The sequence below is a fragment of the Paenibacillus antarcticus genome (assembly GCF_001637225.1).
In the GTDB taxonomy this organism is placed as follows: Bacteria; Bacillota; Bacilli; order Paenibacillales; family Paenibacillaceae; genus Paenibacillus_AQ; species Paenibacillus_AQ antarcticus.
The window spans coordinates 49,937-71,553 of the sequence record NZ_LVJI01000003.1; the positions used below are offsets into that span (position 1 = coordinate 49,937).

The 21,617-nt window shown below is 42.5% G+C and carries 21 protein-coding genes and 8 tRNA genes; 2 read left to right on the forward strand and 27 right to left on the reverse strand.

The window, feature by feature from the left end; all coding sequences use genetic code 11:
• Entirely contained in the window at positions 1–1,116 is a 1,116-nt protein-coding gene (locus PBAT_RS04260) for a sensor histidine kinase (RefSeq protein ID WP_068646923.1), read from the forward strand.
• Positions 1,113–1,715 carry a response regulator transcription factor gene (locus tag PBAT_RS04265; protein ID WP_068646924.1) on the forward strand — a complete coding sequence of 201 codons (603 nt, stop codon included), beginning with the start codon at positions 1,113–1,115 and terminating at the stop codon, positions 1,713–1,715. Before PBAT_RS04260 ends, PBAT_RS04265 begins: the two co-directional genes overlap by 4 nt.
• A 122-nt stretch (positions 1,716–1,837) precedes the next feature.
• On the opposite strand, the gene trxB is transcribed toward PBAT_RS04265, so the two are convergent.
• From trxB to PBAT_RS04400, 27 genes are all read right to left on the reverse strand, one after another.
• The gene (trxB, locus tag PBAT_RS04270) at positions 1,838–2,791 is read right to left on the reverse strand and encodes a thioredoxin-disulfide reductase (protein ID WP_068646926.1); all 954 of its coding nucleotides are present in this window, start codon (positions 2,789–2,791) and stop codon (positions 1,838–1,840) included.
• Between the two features lie 46 nt (positions 2,792–2,837).
• A complete protein-coding gene (locus PBAT_RS04275) occupies positions 2,838–4,550 on the reverse strand; it encodes a tetratricopeptide repeat protein (RefSeq protein WP_068646928.1) in 1,713 nt (570 codons plus the stop codon).
• Between the two features lie 124 nt (positions 4,551–4,674).
• The gene (locus PBAT_RS04280) at positions 4,675–5,622 is read right to left on the reverse strand and encodes a ribose-phosphate diphosphokinase (protein ID WP_068646930.1); all 948 of its coding nucleotides are present in this window, start codon (positions 5,620–5,622) and stop codon (positions 4,675–4,677) included.
• Between the two features lie 72 nt (positions 5,623–5,694).
• Positions 5,695–6,519 carry a histidinol-phosphatase HisJ gene (gene hisJ / locus PBAT_RS04285; protein ID WP_068646932.1) on the reverse strand — a complete coding sequence of 275 codons (825 nt, stop codon included), beginning with the start codon at positions 6,517–6,519 and terminating at the stop codon, positions 5,695–5,697.
• Between the two features lie 16 nt (positions 6,520–6,535).
• Positions 6,536–7,231 carry a bifunctional phosphoribosyl-AMP cyclohydrolase/phosphoribosyl-ATP diphosphatase HisIE gene (hisIE, locus tag PBAT_RS04290; RefSeq protein ID WP_068646934.1) on the reverse strand — a complete coding sequence of 232 codons (696 nt, stop codon included), beginning with the start codon at positions 7,229–7,231 and terminating at the stop codon, positions 6,536–6,538.
• Positions 7,228–7,986: an imidazole glycerol phosphate synthase subunit HisF gene (hisF, locus tag PBAT_RS04295; protein ID WP_068646936.1), complete on the reverse strand. Its 759-nt coding sequence runs from the start codon at positions 7,984–7,986 to the stop codon at positions 7,228–7,230. The genes hisIE and hisF overlap by 4 nt, the downstream gene beginning before the upstream one ends.
• A gap of 85 nt (positions 7,987–8,071) precedes the next feature.
• Entirely contained in the window at positions 8,072–8,812 is a 741-nt protein-coding gene (gene hisA, locus PBAT_RS04300) for a 1-(5-phosphoribosyl)-5-[(5-phosphoribosylamino)methylideneamino]imidazole-4-carboxamide isomerase (protein ID WP_068646938.1), read from the reverse strand.
• A gap of 64 nt (positions 8,813–8,876) precedes the next feature.
• Positions 8,877–9,512, reverse strand: coding sequence for an imidazole glycerol phosphate synthase subunit HisH (gene hisH / locus PBAT_RS04305; RefSeq protein WP_068646940.1), 636 nt, complete (start codon positions 9,510–9,512; stop codon positions 8,877–8,879).
• A gap of 3 nt (positions 9,513–9,515) precedes the next feature.
• Positions 9,516–10,124 carry an imidazoleglycerol-phosphate dehydratase HisB gene (hisB, locus tag PBAT_RS04310; protein WP_068646970.1) on the reverse strand — a complete coding sequence of 203 codons (609 nt, stop codon included), beginning with the start codon at positions 10,122–10,124 and terminating at the stop codon, positions 9,516–9,518.
• Complete coding sequence (hisD, locus tag PBAT_RS04315) at positions 10,114–11,415, reverse strand: histidinol dehydrogenase (RefSeq protein ID WP_068646942.1); 1,302 nt, start codon at positions 11,413–11,415, stop codon at positions 10,114–10,116. The genes hisB and hisD overlap by 11 nt, the downstream gene beginning before the upstream one ends.
• An 86-nt stretch (positions 11,416–11,501) precedes the next feature.
• Complete coding sequence (gene hisG / locus PBAT_RS04320) at positions 11,502–12,146, reverse strand: ATP phosphoribosyltransferase (protein WP_068646944.1); 645 nt, start codon at positions 12,144–12,146, stop codon at positions 11,502–11,504.
• A 32-nt stretch (positions 12,147–12,178) separates the two neighbouring features.
• Positions 12,179–13,369, reverse strand: a complete 1,191-nt coding sequence (locus tag PBAT_RS04325) for an ATP phosphoribosyltransferase regulatory subunit (protein ID WP_068646946.1) — start codon at positions 13,367–13,369, stop codon at positions 12,179–12,181.
• 139 nt (positions 13,370–13,508) lie between these two features.
• Positions 13,509–14,708, reverse strand: a complete 1,200-nt coding sequence (locus PBAT_RS04330; RefSeq protein ID WP_068646948.1) for an acyltransferase — start codon at positions 14,706–14,708, stop codon at positions 13,509–13,511.
• A gap of 155 nt (positions 14,709–14,863) precedes the next feature.
• The gene (locus PBAT_RS04335; protein WP_068646950.1) at positions 14,864–15,388 is read right to left on the reverse strand and encodes an acyltransferase; all 525 of its coding nucleotides are present in this window, start codon (positions 15,386–15,388) and stop codon (positions 14,864–14,866) included.
• Between the two features lie 6 nt (positions 15,389–15,394).
• Complete coding sequence (gene ppaX / locus PBAT_RS04340; protein ID WP_068646952.1) at positions 15,395–16,036, reverse strand: pyrophosphatase PpaX; 642 nt, start codon at positions 16,034–16,036, stop codon at positions 15,395–15,397.
• An 8-nt stretch (positions 16,037–16,044) separates the two neighbouring features.
• Complete coding sequence (lgt, locus tag PBAT_RS04345; RefSeq protein ID WP_068646953.1) at positions 16,045–17,076, reverse strand: prolipoprotein diacylglyceryl transferase; 1,032 nt, start codon at positions 17,074–17,076, stop codon at positions 16,045–16,047.
• Between the two features lie 10 nt (positions 17,077–17,086).
• Complete coding sequence (gene hprK, locus PBAT_RS04350) at positions 17,087–18,025, reverse strand: HPr(Ser) kinase/phosphatase (protein ID WP_068646955.1); 939 nt, start codon at positions 18,023–18,025, stop codon at positions 17,087–17,089.
• A gap of 307 nt (positions 18,026–18,332) precedes the next feature.
• The gene (locus PBAT_RS04355; RefSeq protein WP_068646958.1) at positions 18,333–19,451 is read right to left on the reverse strand and encodes an ABC transporter ATP-binding protein; all 1,119 of its coding nucleotides are present in this window, start codon (positions 19,449–19,451) and stop codon (positions 18,333–18,335) included.
• Between the two features lie 102 nt (positions 19,452–19,553).
• Entirely contained in the window at positions 19,554–20,660 is a 1,107-nt protein-coding gene (locus PBAT_RS04360) for a PucR family transcriptional regulator (protein ID WP_246168323.1), read from the reverse strand.
• Positions 20,661–20,799: 139 nt separating this feature from the next.
• Positions 20,800–20,872: transfer RNA gene (locus tag PBAT_RS04365), tRNA-Lys, on the reverse strand.
• A 7-nt stretch (positions 20,873–20,879) separates the two neighbouring features.
• Positions 20,880–20,964: transfer RNA gene (locus PBAT_RS04370), tRNA-Tyr, on the reverse strand.
• A 12-nt stretch (positions 20,965–20,976) separates the two neighbouring features.
• Positions 20,977–21,049: transfer RNA gene (locus PBAT_RS04375), tRNA-Phe, on the reverse strand.
• Between the two features lie 24 nt (positions 21,050–21,073).
• Positions 21,074–21,151, reverse strand: a tRNA-Asp gene (locus PBAT_RS04380).
• Positions 21,152–21,168: 17 nt separating this feature from the next.
• Positions 21,169–21,244, reverse strand: a tRNA-Thr gene (locus PBAT_RS04385).
• A 29-nt stretch (positions 21,245–21,273) separates the two neighbouring features.
• Positions 21,274–21,349: transfer RNA gene (locus PBAT_RS04390), tRNA-Val, on the reverse strand.
• A gap of 17 nt (positions 21,350–21,366) precedes the next feature.
• Positions 21,367–21,443: transfer RNA gene (locus PBAT_RS04395), tRNA-Met, on the reverse strand.
• Positions 21,444–21,481: 38 nt separating this feature from the next.
• Positions 21,482–21,573 (reverse strand) — tRNA-Ser (locus PBAT_RS04400).
• Between the last annotated feature and the right edge of the window lie 44 nt (positions 21,574–21,617).

The following is a 21,617-nucleotide window of genomic DNA, read 5'->3' on the forward strand; positions in this document are numbered from 1 at the left end:
ATGCACGAGAAATTTCATCTTTTCCCTGAAAAGTTAGGATTCTTTCCTTATGTTTGGTTGATATATCTCTTCTTACCCATCATTAATACCGCACAAGAAGAAGGGTTGAAATTGGTCTTGGGCTATTTAATGATCGGAGTATTTGCATTCTCCTATAGGCAGCTTTATTTTGCTTCAGAAAAAGTGAGCTTTTCATATTGGCTTGCCACACAGATGGTTATCATTTTTATTCTCAGCTACTTTTATAACCCTTATAACTTATTCATGGGTTTCTTCACTGCTAACTTCATAGGATATTACACTAACTCTTTTAAATTCAAAGTATCTTTAGGTTCATTAGCGATTGTTATATCACTACCAATTATATTGAATTTAAATAGCATTTTACCTAAGCAGTACTTATTTTTTCTCCCGTTTATTATCATTATGCTTATGTCTCCCTTTGGAATTCGTTCTATGAATAGACAACAACAGCTGGAGATGAAGCTAGATGAAGCCAACGAACATATCAAAGAACTTGTCAAACGGGAAGAACGGATGCGTATTGCCAGGGATCTACATGATACTCTTGGACACACACTGTCCCTGATTACCCTGAAGAGCCAAATCGTGGACCGGCTCATTACCAAAGATCCAGCGCGGGCACAACTTGAAGCCAAGGAGATCGAGCGTACCTCACGCGCAGCTCTAAGACAAGTTCGCGAACTTGTATCGGATATGCGTGCAGTTACGATCGCTGAAGAAATGCTGGAAGTACAGGTCATTTTACAGAGTGCCGATATTACCTCTCATTTAGAAGGAGATGCCAAGCTTGTGGGTGTGCCTGATCTCACTCAAAATATTCTCAGTCTATGCCTCCGAGAAGCGATTACGAATATTGTGAAACATAGTCGAGCGAAAAGTTGTACGGTTACTCTTGAACAGAAGAATTCAGAAGTCACACTCATCATTTGTGATGATGGTATAGGACTCAAAAAAGATCATTACGATGGAAATGGATTAAAGGGTATGAACGAACGCCTATCTTTAATTGAGGGCTCTGTAGCAGTATCCTCAGGGGAAGGCACCACCTACACTATAAATATACCTATTATCATTAAGGAGGAGACTGCATGATACGAATCCTTATTGCCGAAGATCAACGGATGTTACGCGGTGCATTAGCTTTACTATTAGATTTAGAAGATGATATCGAAGTGGTAGGTCAGGCTTGCGACGGGCAAGAAGCCCTGTCACTCATCACTACTCTACAACCAGATGTCTGTTTACTAGATATCGAGATGCCGGTCAAGACTGGTCTGGATGTAACTGAACAATTAATTGAAATAGGTTCCATTACTAGAGTCATCATTCTAACTACCTTTGCTCGTCCCGGTTATTTCGAGCGCGCGATAAAAGCCAATGTTCAGGGATATCTATTGAAGGATGGACCCACTGAACAACTTGCAGAGTCCATACGACGTGTCATGAAGGGACATCGCGAGATTTCCCCTGAACTTATATTCGGGACGTTTAAGGAAGAGAATCCACTTAATGCACGTGAACGTGAGATTCTATCCCTGTCTGCCCAAGGGAAGTCCGCTAATGAAATTTCATCCATTCTCCACCTTTCCTATGGAACGGTACGCAACTATATCTCCGAAGCCTTGAATAAACTTGACGCTAAGAATCGAATTGAGGGTATTCGGATGGCAGAGCAGAAAGGCTGGTTGTAGGATGGAAATGTAACAATTATGAGAATGGACTGGATTAAGCTACTCGCGCATTATTACGGACAAAAAAACCTGACGGACATTTCTCCGTCAGGTTCTTCGTCTATAGCAAACGCAATTTAGTACTACTCGCCTAAAGTCTGACTCCAGTCATGTACCATGTTACCCTCGAGGAATTTCTCAGCATCCATAGCAGCCATACAGCCTGAACCTGCCGCTGAAATAGCCTGACGATAACGCGTATCCTGCACATCACCACATGCAAATACACCTGGAATGTTAGTTTCCGTCGTACCTGGCTTCACAACGATATAGCCTACATCATCTATCGTGATTTGCTTGTTCAAGAACGCAGTGTTTGGTGTATGTCCGATCGCTACGAACAAACCATCCGCTTCAATCAATTCTTCCTCATTGGTCTCATTGTTAAGCACTTTCAGACCTTTAAGACCCATACCTTCCGTTACTACTTCCAGCGGTGTACGATTTAATGCCCATAGAATCTTCTCGTTCTCACGAGCGCGATCTTGCATGATTTTGGAAGCACGCATCTCTTCACGACGGTGAACTAGGGTTACGCTAGATCCGAAACGTGTTAAGAAGTTAGCTTCTTCCATTGCGGAATCGCCGCCTCCAACCACGATGATCTTTTTCCCACGGAAGAAGAATCCGTCACACGTAGCACATGTACTAACACCGCGTCCGATATTCTCCTGTTCACCTGGAATGCCGATATATTTCGCTGAAGCACCTGTTGATATAATAACCGTCTCAGCAAGTAATTCTCCCATGCCATCTACATTGACCTTAAACGGTCTTGCTGAGAAATCTACCGTCTCAACCCAACCCGTTTTAAATTCAGCTCCGAACCGCTCTGCTTGCTTACGCATATTATCCATCAATTCAGGTCCCATAATACCTTCTGGGAACCCTGGGAAATTCTCAATCTCGGTCGTTGTCGTTAACTGACCTCCCGGTTGCATACCTTCAATAACCAATGGTTTCATGTTCGCACGTGCTAGATAAATAGCAGCCGTTAATCCTGCTGGACCTGTTCCAATGACAATCGATTTATACATTCGTTTGACCTCCCAATTTGATATATCTCATGTCTATTACTCTATGTTAACCATTTCTATCCTTCATATGACATACACTGTCCATACGTCGTGCATATCGACTGACGGTGGATGGAGAAAGACCATACCTTCTAGCTATTTCCTGATAAGTCGTCGGTAGGCCCACCATTTTGATAGCCCAATATTCAAGTGCTGCTGACCAAGCTTCGGTGTGACCTAGCTCAGGTGTGTCCGGATAACTTTTATGCAGAAACTCAGTCCATAGATTTTGTATATCATGCTGCTGGTCCAAATCCCACGATTGATCCATCATCTGTAACGTCTTGTTTACGACCGTGCGTGAAGGTTGATCTAAGTCATTAGAAAGCAGGGTATCTACCACTTTAGAAGATACTATCTCTGTTTGTGTCGAAAATTCCAATAAAGAGCTCTCCATCCCTAATCCTTCTAGTACAATTATTGCTGCTTCTTTAAGCTCTACATTTTCTTCTGGATCGCATAAGAATGCTTGCAGAACCCGCTTCACTTCTTCATCACCAATCCATGCAAAAGATTGAATGACTTGAAGTTTGGTCGCATGATCTCCATGCCGAAGCGCCCAGAAAAAAGATGACCGAACCAACGGATTATGCTTAACCTCATCGGCTATCCCTTCACCGTTATGTTCCCATGCCTTAAGCTGTTCTTCAAATGGGAGATGATAATGGTAATTAATCTTAGGTTGCTGCGTGGTTCCTTCCTGAAAATGCTGAAGCTGAGATAAGTAAAAATTCGCAACATCCGATTCTGGATCAAGCTTTGCCGCAAATCTCCAATTCCGCTCCGCATCAATAAAACGCCCACAATTGACAGCAGCTGTAGCTGTGTAATGATATACACTTGGATCGCCACTTAGTTCTTCATCCTTAAGTAACCGACGGAAGTGCTGGAAAGCTATCTCATGTTGACCCAAAATCCCCATCGTTGTAGCAAGTTTAAACAGATGCTCCTGATGGAAAGGAATGGTTATCGTCAGTAGTTGTAACAGCGGAAGTAACTGACCTACATCATTCTCATGTTGATAAAAGATGGCCAAGTTGCATAACCCGTGTAGATTCCCAGGGTCTTGCTCCAATACTTCTTGGATGGTTTGCTTAGCCTTATCAAACAGACCCACATAATAATAAGCAAGTGCTAAATTATTACGAGCTGCTAGGAAATCGCCATAGTTCTCTACAATTTCCTCAAGTAGTTCTACAGCTTGAGCAAATTTACCCTGTTCTAGAAGCGTACGAGCATGCTCATGCTCAATCATTCCTTGACGACTCTTAATCCGAGTTAACTTCGCCGGACGGTCTAACTCATATAGAAGGAGATCCATCATTTCTTCAGCTTCATGTAGAAACTGACCTTCCGAATCCTCTTCCAGATAAGTGATGAGTGCTTTCTCAGCTTCTTCGAAATTCTCCATATTGGCAAAGTTGTTTGCCATATAGAAATAGCATTCCGTCATAGCCGGATCAATATGCTCAATGATATCAACAAGAACAGAATTGGAACCTTCATAGTCGCCCATCTCCGACATAATGCCAGCCATATTACAATGATTCACCGGATTCTCCGGCTCGTACTCTACTGCTTTACTGAAATATTTCAATGCCTTGGCATATTGATTACGTTCTAACGATTGAACTGCCCTTTCAAAGAAGAAATTCGCATTGAAATGGACAGGTACTATTTTATTGTGTAGGGCCTCAGCCCGTAATTGTTCATCATTCATTGAAGCAAGGCACCTCCTTTTTCCTACTATCCTGTAACCCACATCCTAGTATACCACAAGTTCATGAGTCCTTTTAAGTAGGGAGATTCTTCTTCATGAATACGTAAAAAAGACACCGCATGGTTTACATGCCGGAGTCTTTAAACAATGTCGCGATAGATCCGCCTTCTACAATAATTCGCGTCGCTTGAGCCAGCATCGGAGCCACCGATAACACTTTAACCCGTCCGACATGATCATCAGGAAGTAGAATGGAGTCCGTGATCACGACTTCTTTAATATTAGGATGATTCAAGCGTTCTAGGGCAGATCCTGAGAAGAGACCATGTGTAGCACAGACATATACATCTTTCGCTCCACGCTCCTTCAAGCCTTCTACCACGTTAATTATGGTCGTCCCTGTATCTATAATATCTTCGATAATGATCGGTGTTCTACCTTCAACATCACCTATCACGTGGGTAATCACGGATTCATTATGAGAAGGTCTTTTCTTAATCATAATCGCGAATGGAGAATCAAGGTGATTGGCCAGTTTCTCTGCCATTGAAGCACGACCAGCGTCTGGAGATACGATAACCGGATTACTGATATTCTTAGATCTCAAGTACTCACTAATGAGATCAAGTGCCGTTAAGTGATCTACAGGTATATTAAAAAAACCTTGAATAGCAGGAGCATGTAAGTCCATCGTAATCACTCGATTTGCACCCACAGTAGTCAGAACATCAGCTACCATTTTGGCGGATATCGGTTCACGTGGAGCTGACTTCCGCTCCTGACGTGCGTATCCATAATAAGGTATGATAATGTTGACCGTACGAGCTGACGCTCTCTTGGCTGCATCGATCATGACAAGCAGTTCTACAAACATCTCATTGATCGGATGTGATAGCGACTGCACGATAAATACATCACAATTGCGGATACTTTCCTCATAGTTAACATAAATTTCACCGCTTTTAAAGCGAGAAAGTGTAACATCACCCAATTGTTCGCCAAGCTTACGACAAATATCTTCCGCAAGCTTCGGATTCGAAGAACCGGTAAAAATACGCATCTTGTGTTGCATAGCATCCTCCTGATTTCAAGACTAGATTAGTCTTGAATTAATCCATATGTAATTGTATTATACAGGATTCTGCTATATTTCAAAAGAAACCTCGGATCTTCTTCGCTCTTCAAACACAGATAGTTGACGATAACCAACTTCCCATAGGAGAGACCTTGCTTTGTCTAAATGTTCTCCAAGTTTTAATGGGTCATGTGCATCCGAACCAACCGTGACCGGGATACCCAACTTAAAGGCTTCCGTTACCATTCGTTTACTTGGGAACATTTCCTCGCAAACTTTGGATAAACCAGAAGCATTCAGCTCCATGGCCATCCCACTTTTCCGTACGGCTAGTAGTGCCGAATTCTCTAATGCTTCCACATTAGATGTGAGTTCTGGTGATGGTTTGTAACCAAAACGTTTAATCACATCCACATGCCCCATAATGTCATAAAATCCCGTTGCCGTGGCTTTCTTAACCGCATCATAATACTGTTCATATACTGCGAGGATATCCTTACCCTCCCAGTGATGTGTCTGACGATGATCGCTTATATCCCACTCTCCAAGAAAATGCACCGAACCTATGACATAATCCCAAGGGTATGAGGTAATAATACGCTCAATTTCAGCTTCATATCCCTCAATAAAATCACCTTCGAGTCCTACGCGAACATCAATCTGACCCTTATATCGCTCCTTAAGAGCAAGACACTCCTCAACATAACGAGGAAGTTCGTCCATGGGCATCGCCATCTCCGGGTAGTACGCGGCTGGATCGACATGAAGAAGAGGCATATGATCCGATAGACCAATCTGGGATAGACCCATCTCAATCCCTCTAAGAACGTATTCCTCCAGTTCTCCGATTGCATGCCCACAACGGACATGGTGTGTATGGTAATCGATTTGCATGGTACGAATTCCTCCTTTAATCGCGTCTAGGGCGCTCGCTGCGCAGACTAAGTTCAGCCATAATCTCATCTAATGGTAACTTACGTTCTTCTAATAACACTAGTAAATGATAGATTAGATCACTTATTTCAAGACGTAACTCTGCGTTATCTTTATTCTTAGCTGCAATGATCGTCTCAGAAGCTTCTTCCCCTACTTTTTTAAGGATCTTGTCGACACCCTTTTCAAATAAGTACGTCGTATATGCCCCTTCTGGACGCTCCTTCTCACGAGCTGAGATAATCTGCTCCAGCTCTGCTAATACAGCAAACCGTCCGCTATCTTGGTAGCTTGTCGATGTAAGGTCTTCATTCTTCTCCAATGGAACATTGTTAAAGAAACATGTCTGCTCGCCTGTGTGACAAGCTGGGCCTTGAGGTTGAACCTGCAGCAACAATGTATCACCATCACAATCGTAGCTTAATGAACCGATTCGTTGTGTGTTACTAGACGTTGCACCTTTATGCCATAATTCATTTCTGGAACGGCTCCAGAACCACGTTTCTCCACTTTCTATGGAAAGCTTGAGTGACTCCTTATTCATATAAGCCATCATTAATACTTCTTTGGTTGTGATATCTTGAACGATAGCAGGCACAAGTCCCGCTTCATCAAAGCGGATCTTACTCTGTAATTGTTCCCATGTTTCCACTTGATTTAGCTTGTTACTCATCGTATTTCCACTCCTTTTTGCTTTAAGTCCATTTTCAAATCTTGAATCGTCATTTCTTTATAATGAAAAATAGTTGCAGCTAATCCCGCATCCGCCTTACCACTCGTAAATACGTCATGGAAATGTTCTGAGGTTCCCGCTCCACCAGAGGCAATGACAGGGATACCCACAAGTCCAGATACAGCCGAAGTAAGAGGAAGGTCGAATCCATCCTTTGTACCATCCGCATCCATACTCGTCAGGAGAATCTCGCCCGCTCCTAGAGTCTCTGCTTCCTTCACCCATTGCAAAGCGCGAATACCTGATGGTGTACGTCCGCCATGTGTATAGACTTCCCATTCACCCCAAGCCTGATTATACTTGGCATCTACCGCAACAACGATACACTGTGAACCGAAGCGACGTGCACCTTCTGAGATCAACTGTGGATTTACCACCGCTGCTGTGTTAATACCAATTTTGTCCGCACCAGCTCGTAGAATTCTTTTCATATCATCTACATGCGAGATTCCTCCACCGACCGTAAACGGAATAGTAATTTCACCTGCAGTCTGACGAACGACTTCAATCATCGTTGCGCGACCTTCTACAGAGGCTGAAATATCTAAAAATACGAGTTCGTCCGCGCCTTCTCTGTCATACAGCGCCGCCAGTTCTACTGGATCCCCAGCATCACGTAGATTGACAAAGTTAACGCCCTTTACCACCCGACCATCCTTCACATCCAGACATGGAATGATACGTTTAGCTAGCATACTTCTCTTCCCTTCTACCTTTAAATTCCTTATCCATGCAGTGTACAAGAAAGGGCGCAGGTTGACATCCCACACCCATTCCTTGCTATCCCTGTTTCTTAATCGCTTGTACAGCTGTTTCCAGATCAACACTTCCCGTGTACAATGCCTTACCTACGATAGCTCCACCTATACCTTCATGGTGATACGCACTAAGACTAAGAAGATCATCTAAGACTGTAACGCCTCCTGAAGCAATAACGGTACGACCGCTACTCACAGCTAAAGCACGGATAGCCTCAACATTCGGCCCTTGCATCATTCCATCTCGAGAAATATCTGTAAAGATAAACGTTTCTGCCCCTTTAGATGCTAGCTCCTTAGCCAATACTTCTGCTTTAACTTCGGAAGTCTCAAGCCAACCCCGAGTTGCAACATAACCATTTCTTGCATCAATACCAATGGCTACCTTATCTCCGTATCTGCCCAATACAGCTTCTGTAAAAGGACGATCCTCGATAGCTGCAGTACCAATAATAACTCTGCTTACACCAAGTGCTAATAGTCTTTCTACATCCTCTATCGTACGTAACCCGCCTCCGACTTGCACCGGTACGTTTGCTCCCTTAGCTATAGCACCAATAATAGCATCATTCACAGGGTGTCCCGCCTTAGCCCCGTCCAAATCCACTAGATGTATGTATGTTCCACCTTGCTCTTCCCATGCCTTCGCTACTTTCAAAGGACTATCATTATAGATCGTTTCTTGATTGTAATCCCCTTGCACCAGTCTTACACATTTCCCATCACGTATATCAATCGCTGGATAGATGATAAAAGAAGACATCCTTCACTAGCCCCACTTTCTTCTCAACCTATATTTATGAAACATTTATGATCATTAACAATCTCTAAAAACGGACCTCTTTCGAAGGTTTACCCGTAAGTTTCAAGAAATTCCGCAACAGGTTCATGCCAAGCTCCCCACTCTTCTCAGGGTGGAACTGCATACCGAAGACAGAATCACGGCCCACAATCGCCGTTACATCATTTCCATAGTCCGTCGTAGCCAGAACATCCGTCTTCACTTCTGGAAGAACATGATAGGAATGTACGAAGTATACATAGCCTTCCACAAGTCCTGTAAATAGTGGACTGTTCTCTTCACGATACTGAAGCTTATTCCATCCCATATGTGGCACTTTGTAGTCGCCACCTGTGAAGCGTACTACCGAACCCGGTAGAATACCAAGCCCTTCATGCGTGCCATGCTCTTCACTACTGCTGAATAGCAGCTGCATACCGAGGCAGATTCCAAGTAGCGGTTGCTTACCTGCCGCTACCTTCTGCACGGTCACATCAAGCGAGCTCTGACGTAGATGCTCCATCGCATCGCCGAATGCGCCGACACCAGGCAAAATCACCCCGTCTGCGGCTAGAATCTCGCCTTCATCGCTACTGATGAACGTCTCATAGCCAAGCCGTTCAACGGCCTTGCTCACGCTGTGCAGGTTCCCCATGCCGTAATCCACAATCGCAATTGCCACGTGTTACAGCACTCCCTTCGTGGAAGGCACACCTGTCACACGCGGATCAATACTCGTCGCTTCGTCTAGCGCACGTCCTAGCGCTTTAAATACTGCCTCAATCATATGATGTGTATTCTGACCATAATGAACAATGACGTGCAACGTGATGCGAGCTTCAAGCGCAAGCTTCCAGAGAAATTCATGCACTAGCTCTGTTGAGAAACTTCCCACTTGGGATGATGGATATTCTGCACGGTATTCGAAATGAGGGCGATTACTCACATCAATAATGACTTGCGCCAAAGCCTCATCCATCGGTACAAAGACACTCGCATATCGTTTGATTCCCCGCTTATCACCTAGTGCTTTCCGAATGGTCTGTCCTAAGCAAATCCCGATATCCTCAACCGTGTGGTGATCATCAATCTCAATATCACCTGTAGCTTTTACCTTAAGATCAAATTGTCCATGCTTCGTGAATAAATCCAACATATGATTCAAGAAAGGAACATCCGTCTCCATCTCCGAAATTCCAGTACCGTCTACGCCAAAGGAAAGTGAGATATTCGTCTCATTTGTTGCTCGACTAACACTTGCCGTACGCAAGTTCTCATTAATATTATTGTCCATCATTACCCCTACCTTCCTTTTCAAGCCGAACCTCAATCGCTCGAGCATGACCTTCTAATCCTTCATGGCGCGCAAGCTCCATAATCATGGCACCGTTCTGTAATAACGCCTCTTTGCTATAATAGATCATACTCGATTTTTTAATGAAATCATCCACATCTACAGGGGAAGAGAATCTGGCCGTGCCATTCGTCGGAATAATATGATTAGGACCCGCGAAGTAGTCACCTACAGGTTCGGAGCTATAAGGACCTAGAAAGATAGCCCCTGCATTCTCTATGCTACCTACATAAGACATAGGATCCTCTACAACGATCTCTAAATGTTCAGGAGCTAACCGGTTCACAACGGATATTCCCTCTTCTATAGAATCCACCACAATGATGGCACCATAATTTTCAATCGAAGCACCTGCAATATCTCGACGTGGTAACAAGGCCAACTGCCTTGTCACTTCGATTGAAGTCGCCTCGGCGAACGCTTGGGATGGTGTCACGAGAATGGCTGAGGCCATCTCATCGTGCTCTGCCTGCGATAATAGGTCTGCGGCTACATAAACCGGGTCAGCACTATCGTCGGCCAATACGACGATCTCACTCGGTCCAGCAATGCTGTCTATATCGACGGCTCCATACACTTCACGTTTCGCTAGTGCTACATATATATTTCCTGGTCCACATATTTTATCTACAGGGGCGATGCTTTCCGTTCCATAAGCCAAAGCCGCAATGGCCTGTGCTCCACCAACGCGATAAATTTCATTCACACCCGCTTCAGCAGCTGCCACAAGGATATAAGGATCAATTCCTTCTTTACCATTGGTCCCCGGTGGTGTAACCATGACGATCTCCGGTACACCAGCCACTTGTGCTGGAATAACATTCATAAGAACAGAGGATGGGTATGCTGCCTTACCACCCGGAACATAGACACCTACTCGTTTGAGCGGCCGAATAATTTGTCCCAAAATACTTCCATCCGGTTGCAGATCCATCCAAGAGTTTCTCTTTTGTCTCATATGGAACGACCTAATATTAGCTGCTGCAGCCGTAATAGCTTTAACAAATGATGGTTCTACATGTTCATATGCCGCTTTCAACTCTTCAGGCGTAACCCTTAATTGTTCGGAAGAAAGCACCGTCCGATCAAATTTCTCAGTATAACGTAGGAGTGCAGCATCGCCTTCGATTTTGATATCACTTACGATTTGTTTGACAGTCGCATTCTGCTCCGGCGTACCATAATCCACTTCACGTTTCAGATCAAACTCCTGAATCGGTACAATTTTCATCCTCACTCGTTCCTTCCCAATAAGCGTACTCTACTTTTCTGTCAATGCTGTTCTTGTTCTTTAACCTATGTTGTTATCTATCTTTATTATTTTATCTTTATTTCGGGTACAGGAATCACCTTTTGTAGAAGATCACATAACTCTTGAATCTGAGTGTTCTTCATGCGATAACTCACACGGTTTGCGATCAGGCGACTCGATATTTCAAAAATACTGAGCATTTCCACGAGCCCATTATCCTTCAACGTCTGACCCGTTTCCACCATATCCACAATTCGATCAGCTAATCCAATCAACGGTGCTAGCTCAATCGATCCATTCAGCTTTATGACTTCAACCTGTTGTCCCTGCTCACGGAAATATTGGGATGCAACATTAGGATACTTCGTAGCCACGCGTTGCTGTATACCTGGTTCCCAATTGGGGAGCCCAATGATAGACATTCGACAACGTGCAATTCCAAGGTCCAATAGCTCATACACATCTCTATCCTCTTCAAGCAGAACATCCTTACCTACAATACCAATGTCAGCTACCCCATACTCTACATATGTAGGTACATCCACCGGTTTGGCTAGAATGAACTCCATGCCCATCTCTGGTAATGGAACTACCAATTTGCGTGAATCATCCACATCTAGTGGAATAGCTAGACCGGCTTGACGAAATAAGGCTGCTGCCTTCGTATAGATACGTCCCTTTGGCATTGCCACCTTTAGTATTTCTCCCACGTGCTTTTCCCCTCCTTATCCTTTAATATGTATCATTTCTTAGTCATGTAATGGATAACATCACTATATCCTGTTTCTTCATTATTTACATTCTGCTCCGCTGATACTGACTTCCCACCACCAACTAACTCGGTAACAACAATACATCCTTCACTGCGAAGTCTAGCAGCTTCTGCAAGCCCTTCTTGTCTTCGATCTGTATCATACTGGATTAATACTCGCTTTTCTTCTGTATCTTGTATACCCTGTACACCGTCTAGAATCCGATTTGTCTTGAGTGCAAATCCTGTCGCAGGAATAGCTCGCCCGAATTGTTGTAATAGATTATCATAACGCCCTCCGTTACATACCGGAAACCCTAACTCTGACGCATAACCCTCGAAAGTCATACCTGTATAATACGAGAAATCACCAATCATCGTGAGATCGATCAGTACATGTTCCGACACCCCATAGGCCTCAAGAACTTCCCATACCTTACATAAATGATCAATCGATGCCCTAGCTTGTGTATTAGAGCTTAACTTCAATGCTTGCTCACAAATTTCTTTCCCTCCACGCAACCGTACAATACCATCAAGAACACTTCCCTGTGCTTCAGTTAAATTAAGTTGACGAATGGTGTTACGGAATCCCACATAATCGCGGCGTAAGAGGCCTTCCTTCAATGACTCCTGATCATCATCTCGACCGGGAACAATCTCTTCGAATAACCCGTGGAGGAATCCAACGTGTCCCATAGCGATTTTAAAAGAAGACACCCCAGCAGATTTCAACGATTCAATCGCAAGTGCAACCACTTCGGCATCCGCTTCCGCTGAATCATCGCCTACTAACTCAACACCCGTCTGGAAGAACTCAGCTTCTCTACCCGCTTCCTCTTCAATCGTACGGAATACATTAGCATGATAAGATAAGCGAATCGGTAAGGACTCTTCCTTCAGAAGAGAAGATACCACCCGAGCAATTGGTGCCGTCATATCCGAACGAAGCACCAAGGTCGTACCTCGATTATTGAGCAATTTGAATAGTTTCTGGTCTGATGTAGAACTCGCCACACCTACCGTATCGTAATATTCCATTGTGGGTGTCATAATCTGCTGATATCCCCAACGATCCATACACTTCAATACATTGCGTTCAATCTTACGTAATTTCTTCACTGCGTACGGAAGATAATCCCGAACACCAGTCGGTTTTTCAAACCCTTTTGGCTTTGACACTATATTCACCTCGACTTAGAGAGTACTATCATTTAACTTATCGAACGCTTTAGTACGGTAACGATCTACCATGCTACCAAAGTAAAGAATTTCTGCTATTTTAACATGAATAATTCAATATCGTCAATGGGGGGAACCCCTAAGAACTCAATTCAGTTGATTGTTTCTTAACCTGTTTGGCGAGCTTCTTTGCTTTTGGCGATAAAGAACGCGGAACATTCCCAAGAAACACCCAAGACCACGAGACTCTTTTGAAGTAAAATTGTATAATACCCCAGCTTAGAAATAAGGTTACAAATAACCCACCCAATATAAAGATAAGATATCCTATAGATTCTGGTGAAATTTGATACCGGAATCGACGATATTGAGCGAGAATAAATGGGTGCAGAAGATATATAGCGAATGACAACTCCCCCATCCTCGTAAGAAAGGCCACACCTTTACTAAATAGCTTTCTGTATATTACAAAAGTGGCATGCAATAGGACTAGTGCAGATAACATCGAATGCACATTCCAAATGAGTTCATACCATAGGCTACCGACTGTATTCCCCGTTGTCCGCGTATAATACCATAATTGAACATGAACGAAGGCCGAAGCTAACCAACTCACCCAAAGGGTAACCGTCCATAATTTCTGTCCATCCGTCAAAAGATCCCATGGGTTCATCAACCATGACTTTATTCTGCCAAAGTTAATCGCAATATAAGCACCCATCATATAATAAGCCAAGTATGTAATGGCATAACTCCCCTTATTAAGGAGATGTAAATTGTACTTATTATACAATACAAACGCCCATTGTAGTGCAATTCCTATGAGTATCGCCCATCGTACGAACGAACGTTTCGATTGAAGTAATTTTAGTATAAAAGGAAACAAAATATAGAACTGAATACTAATAAACACAAAATATAAATGCGTATATGCAGTTCCCGTTAACAAAGCAGTCCGTAGTTCTAGCCATAGCTCCACATAAGGCCTACTGTTCAACTGTCCCAACGTATATTTACTATATACAAAATATGCCGTAGACGCGATAAGATATGGCAAAATAATATATAACAGTCGCCGTCCATAAAACCGAGAAATCAGCCTAATGGTTATTGGACGCTCGTAATAGTTATAGAACAACACAAATCCACTCAAAAATATAAATGATGAAGTACCATATTTAAAAAATATATTCATAAAATTGTATACATAATAAAATGGTGAGGATAAGGCCTGTACCCCTGCAGCATAAGACGAGGCATGTACATTAAGAACACCTAATAAGGCTAGAGCGCGGAACACATCCAACTGAGGCAGACGCTCTTTTTTAATTAAGGTCACATTAACTTCTCCTTCTAATAAAATATATCTCCTTACAGGTCCTCCTCGAACTAATTTTTTCTCATTACATCAATTAAACTCATATTGAACTTATATAACAAAAAGCCCAAAGTCATTTACTCTGGGCTCGCTACATAAGAAGTTATTTAGTTTTCTTAACTAGAAGTTATTTCCGTTTCCGTATCTTCATTATTTGACTTCGAAGTCTTTAATTCACGTAATGGATTACCGCCTACGAAGGTGTAGGCCGCCACATCCTTATGTACAACAGATCCAGCTGCTATGATAGCACCGTCTCCGATTGTTACCCCTGGCAAGATAGTGGAGTTAGCCCCTACCATCACATTATTTCCAATAATTACATTGCCAAGCCGGTATTCCTTAATCAGGTACTCATGCGCCAAAATCGTAGTATTATATCCAATTACTGAATTATCCCCTACAGATATGTTCTCTGGAAAAAAAACATCTACCATCACCATTAGACCAAAGGCGGTATGTTTCCCTACCTTCATCCCTAACATATGGCGGTATATCCAGTTCTTCACTTGAAGGATAGGACAGTAACGGGCGACTTGAATAAAGATGAAATTCTTGACCCCTTTCCAGGGACTGACCGTTCTGTAAATCTGCCACAGCGCATTCGGACCTTCCACCGGATATCGGGTTACCTTTCTCACTTCATCTTACTCCTGTTCTACCAAAGGATATAAATCGTTCATGGTATGTAGTATATAGTTCGGATTATACTCCCTAAGCACATCCTCACCCTTCAGCGACCAAGATACACCTGCTGACCATACACCAGCAGCGTTGGCCGCTTGAATATCTACAGGGCTATCTCCAACCATTAACGTCTTACGAGGATCAGAACCCAGATCTTTCAATGCTTTAAGAACAGGTTCAGGATGAGGCTTAGGATTCTGTACATCAACCACTGTCACAATAGACTTCATGTATTTCAGTAGTCCGAACATCTCCAGCACTTTCAAAGTCCCTGGACGATTCTTCGTTGTGACTACACCCATCGTAATCCCCTTACGATGTAGCGCCTCAATCACTTCTACCACTTGAGGGAATGGCTGAACCATATCATCATGAACCACTTCACTATAGGTTCTATAGGCTTGAACGAAATGACTCACATCTTCAACACCAGAGAAACTTTGCATCTGTTGCTCCAAGGTCATCCCCATTTTAGGTATGATTTGTTCCCTTGTAAAAGGGGCTGGAGCATGTTTCTCTAACACGTGTATAAAGGACGTTATAATAAGCTCATTCGTATCTATAATCGTTCCATCTAGATCGAATAGTATCGTGTCAATCATGCTGTCGATTACTCCTTTTTATCCTCAGTTGGGACCTCTTCCTCATATACGACGGGTTCCGAGGGAATTACTTTCTTCGTCACTTTAGTTGTAGAGGCTACTTCGGGCATCGTATCTACACTTATTTTTGTGGACACGATAGGGTCAAGATAACGTTCTGTTGCTTTGCCTGATACACGACGATATATAATATACGCCACGGCACCAATAAGAATGAAGATCGGCAACAACTGAGATATTCTTACATTTCCATAGGAAACATCCAAATTACCATAGTCAAACCCCATTGCTTTCATAGGACTCCAAAGACCGTTTATTAATGAACCCAACCACTCTGGACCTTGAAAAGCTAAACTATCCGTGCGAAGTCCTTCAATAAAGAACCTTCCAATCGAGTACCATATTAAGTAAGAAAGGAATAACTCTGCACTTCGCAAAAATTTCTGCCGACGTAGAACCAACAATATGCCTAAACCTACAAGATTCCAAAGAGATTCATATAAGAAGGTCGGATGATGGAACACCCCTTGCACATTCATTTGATTTATAATGAAATCTGGTAAATGTAACTTGTTTTGCAAAAAGGATTGTTCCACTGGGCCACCATAGGCTTCTTGATTAACAAAATTTCCCCATCGTCCAATGATTTGCCCAACGATGAGTCCTGGGGCACAAATATCAACGATTCTCCAAAATTTATACCCTTTGTGTCGGGTATAGATGAGTGCAAATATGATCGCACCGATTAATGCTCCATAAATGGCGATACCACCATTCCATATTTTGAAGACATCCCATAGATTATCTTTATAATCTTCCCATTTGAAAGCAACATAATATATCCGTGCTCCAATAATAGCGGAGGGAACTCCCATTAATAAGAGATCCATAAAGAATTCTGAAGATATCCCAAATCGCTTACCTTCTCTAATCGCAAGCATAAGGCCCACTAAAGCACCCAACCCTAGGATCAGGCCATACCAGTGAATTTTTAATGATCCTATCGAGATTGCAATCGGATCGAGTAATAACGTTTCCATTGAACCCCTCCTAATCCATATCATCCATTTCTTCTGCTATAGTCGCCGTTAACTTGTTTGTGAATTGAAGCGCAGCGTTTAGTCCCATTTTTTTCAATCGATAGTTCATAGCAGCTACTTCAATAATAACAGCAAGGTTACGACCAGGACGAACTGGAATCGTCACCAGTGGAACATCTGTGTCAATAATTCGTGTTGTCTCTTCATCTAATCCAAGACGATCATATTGTTTATCCTGCTGCCAAGCTTCTAGCCTAACGACTAGCGTAATCCGTTTATGATTACGTACAGCACCTGCTCCAAACAAAGTCATGGCGTTAATGATACCTACTCCACGTATTTCTAGTAAGTGTCTAATCAGTTCAGGAGCAGAACCGTGAAGCTGACTATCCGATGTTTGACGAATTTCCACTGCATCATCTGCGACCAGACGATGTCCTCTTTTCACCAACTCCAATGCCGTCTCACTCTTACCAATTCCACTGGTTCCTGTAATGAGCATTCCTACACCATATACATCACATAACACACCATGAATCGTAGTTGTAGGTGCTAACCTTCTCTCCAGAAACCCTGTGATTTTACTCGATAATGTCGTTGTAGACATACTACTACGTAACACGGGTAGATTCTTCTCATTACTAAGATCAATTAGCTCTTGAGGAACTTCAAGTGAGCGAGTGACCACGAAACATGGGGTCAGATCAGAACAGATTCGACGCATACGTTCTATTTTCTCTTGTGCCGTTAACATTTCAAAGAAAGCTAATTCTGTTTTACCAAGCAATTGAACACGTTCCTGAGGATGATATTCAAAATATCCAGCCATTTCTAGTCCAGGTCGATTCAAGTCATCCACGGTAATGGTACGTTTGAGACCATGCTCCCCAGCAATCACTTCTAGCTGAAATTGTTGCACTAATTCAGAAACTTTAACATTCTTACCCATGACACATCATCCCTTCATCAAACTATTCTGCAAATTGAACCAAAGTTTACACTTACCAAACGCCTTAGATACTAATCAGAATATGATTATAGGGTTCGTCTTTAGTTCATTCTATCTATCTATTATTTTTAGACTGATTCCCAAGATATATGACCTTGCGCCAATGTATTCATCGTAAATGAAATCGCTACCGAATGCAATCACTGCCTCTTGATCTCTGAACTCAACAATGAATTGGATAACAAATCATAAAAAAACCACCCTCAAGGGCGGTTTCTCTATATACAACATTCGCTTTTTATTAATCCTAGATTAGAACATTAAGTTCAGACTCGATGTCGAAGATATGAACTTTGTTCATATCAACAGCCAAACGAACCGTGTTACCATCACGAGTAGTAGAACGTCCGTCTACACGAGCAATAACCGTATCTTTACCTAATCCACTCAAGTATAGCAACATTTCATGTCCAAGGTTCTCAGTAACATCTACAGTTGATGAGAAGATTGTGTTTGGTGATGCTTCCAAGAATACAGGCTCTTCATGAATATCTTCAGGACGAACACCCATAATTACTTCTTTACCAATCATACCTTTGTTCTTCAAGATTTGAGCTTTACCACCTGGAACTTCTACATCCAAGCCATCAGCACGGAAGCGTACAGAACCATTTGATTCACTCAATGTACCCTTGATAAAGTTCATTGTAGGAGATCCGATAAATCCTGCAACGAAAAGGTTATTTGGGCTGTTATACAGTTCTTCTGGTGTAGCTGCTTGTTGAATGATACCGTCGTACATAACTACGATACGATCACCCATTGTCATTGCTTCTGTTTGATCATGCGTTACATAAATACAAGTCGTTTCAAGGCGTTTAACTAGTTTAGTAATTTCAGCACGCATTTGACCACGAAGTTTAGCATCCAAGTTAGAAAGAGGCTCATCCATCAAGAAGACTTGTGGATCACGTACAATTGCGCGTCCTAGAGCTACACGTTGACGTTGTCCACCAGAAAGTGCTTTAGGCTTACGATCAAGCAAGTGTGTAATATCTAGAATTTTAGCTGCATCACGAACTTTTTTGTCAATCTCTTCTTTTTTCACTTTACGAAGTTTCAAACCGAATGCCATATTTTGATACACACTCATATGAGGATACAAGGCGTAAGATTGGAATACCATCGCGATATCGCGATCTTTAGGAGCTACATCATTTACAACACGGTCTCCAATATAAAGCTTACCATCCGTAATTTCTTCCAGACCAGCGATCATACGAAGAGTTGTGGATTTACCGCAACCAGACGGTCCAACTAGAACCAAAAACTCTTTATCAGCAATATCAAGGTTAATAGCTTCTACTGTTGCTTTATCGGCACCTGCGTATTTCTTTGAAATATTCTCTAAGCGTACTCCAGCCATTATAATTTCCCCCTAAGTGGTATTATTGAAATCGAATACATTTTATATTCTTATATTACCGAACATCGTCATGACTAGCTATCCACAAACTGCACAAAAAACCTATTTCCTTTTCGTCACTTTATACAATAGGATTGTGAGTTTAACTAGAACGGCATCACCAAAACTCCGAACATCAAGTCCAGTCTCATTCCTTATCTTATCCAAACGATAGAGAAGCGTATTGCGATGAATGTACATTCTCTTGGCTGTCTCACTAACATTACAATCTAGTTGAAAAAAGGTTTCTAGAGTTGACAGTGTCTCTGTGTCAGTAAACAGAGCGGAATGATCCCCTACTTGTTCTAGAAAGCGGCCACGTTGATTGTCTGGGATACTACTAACAAGGCGTTCTAGCACTAAATGCCATGGTAAATGAATATGCTCTGTAATATGAAAAGTTTTACCTAGAACAATCGTTTCCCTCAGCATGGCAACCGTAACTGGCAACGTGTTCATAGGATCAATTGAAGGTGCTACTGATAAATGGAACACCCCAACCCATTCACTAGCTACCAATTCATATAAGCCTAACGTGAACGCAGATAATATCTCTTCTTCTGTTTCCTCTAATTCTTCATCCTTCTCATCCGTAGATCCTGAGACCAAATCCTTATGTGCTAAGATCAACCACTCATATTCTTTCAGTGGAATCAGTATAACATCTCCATCGAAATAGCTAACTAACAATCTTTTTAATTGAAAATATGGAATATCAGGTAAATGGAGCCCTTCGCATACCAGCAATAAAGGTACCATCTCTGTGACCATACGCTTCTTAATTAATATATTATCTGGAATATAACTTTCCAATCTCCCTGACTCTAACTCGGAGTGAATCCATGAACTTAAATTCCTAACTTCTCTCTCTTCCTCAGCTTGAGGAGATAAAGATTGTTGCATTTGAACCCTTACGTTGCTTAGGATCAGTTCCATAAATTGAACTTCTTCTAAACTTAACGCATTCAACTCTCCAGCTAAAACAGACATTCTGCCCTCTCTACTATACAAAGGAAACCACACTTCGCCTTCATTCACAACAGAATCCATGAGCGTACTATTCTTATAATTAAAAAAAGAGCTGGAATCCTGTTTGCTGAGTTCTTTAATTGTTAGAGGAATACCTACAATTTGTTGCAACTTTTGACGTAATGTCTCCATATCCATCATGGGCAATCACCTACCACTTTACCTTTTTCTTCATATAGTAACATATTCAGACCCAAAAGAAGAACAAACCAAAGAGAAGAACAAACAAAAAAAGCCATCTACCTGTAAAGGTTGATGACTTCTTTGATAACGCTACTGATGAGCCATGAAGGATTCGAACCTTCGACACCCTGATTAAAAGTCAGGTGCTCTACCGACTGAGCTAATGGCTCGTACTAATGGTGGAGGATGATGGATTCGAACCACCGAACTCGTAGAGAGCAGATTTACAGTCTGCCGTGTTTAGCCACTTCACTAATCCTCCGAAATAAAAAGGTGGCTCGGAACGGAATCGAACCGCCGACACAAGGATTTTCAGTCCTTTGCTCTACCGACTGAGCTACCGAGCCACATATTGTGTTCATAATTAAAAATGGCGGAACCGACGGGATTCGAACCCGCGATCTCCTGCGTGACAGGCAGGCATGTTAGGCCAACTACACCACGGTTCCACACTTTTTGATAAAAATGGTGCCGTCGAGAGGACTTGAACCCCCAACCTACTGATTACAAGTCAGTTGCTCTACCAGTTGAGCTACAACGGCAAATCTAACATTCATAACTTCAATAAAAATGGTGGAGGCTGAGGGGATCGAACCCCCGACCCTCTGCTTGTAAGGCAGATGCTCTCCCAGCTGAGCTAAGCCTCCTGGGTATGTAATATGTATGGTAGCGGCGAAGGGGATCGAACCCCCGACCTCACGGGTATGAACCGTACGCTCTAGCCAGCTGAGCTACACCGCCACAATAAACAACATTTACATATTTCATGAAAAAATCAATGGCGGAGAGAGTGGGATTCGAACCCACGCACCGTTTACACAGTCTAACCCCTTAGCAGAGGGTCCCCTTATAGCCACTTGGGTATCTCTCCAGATTATTCATGAATCAGAGATTGAATCCCTGAAAACTAGATAC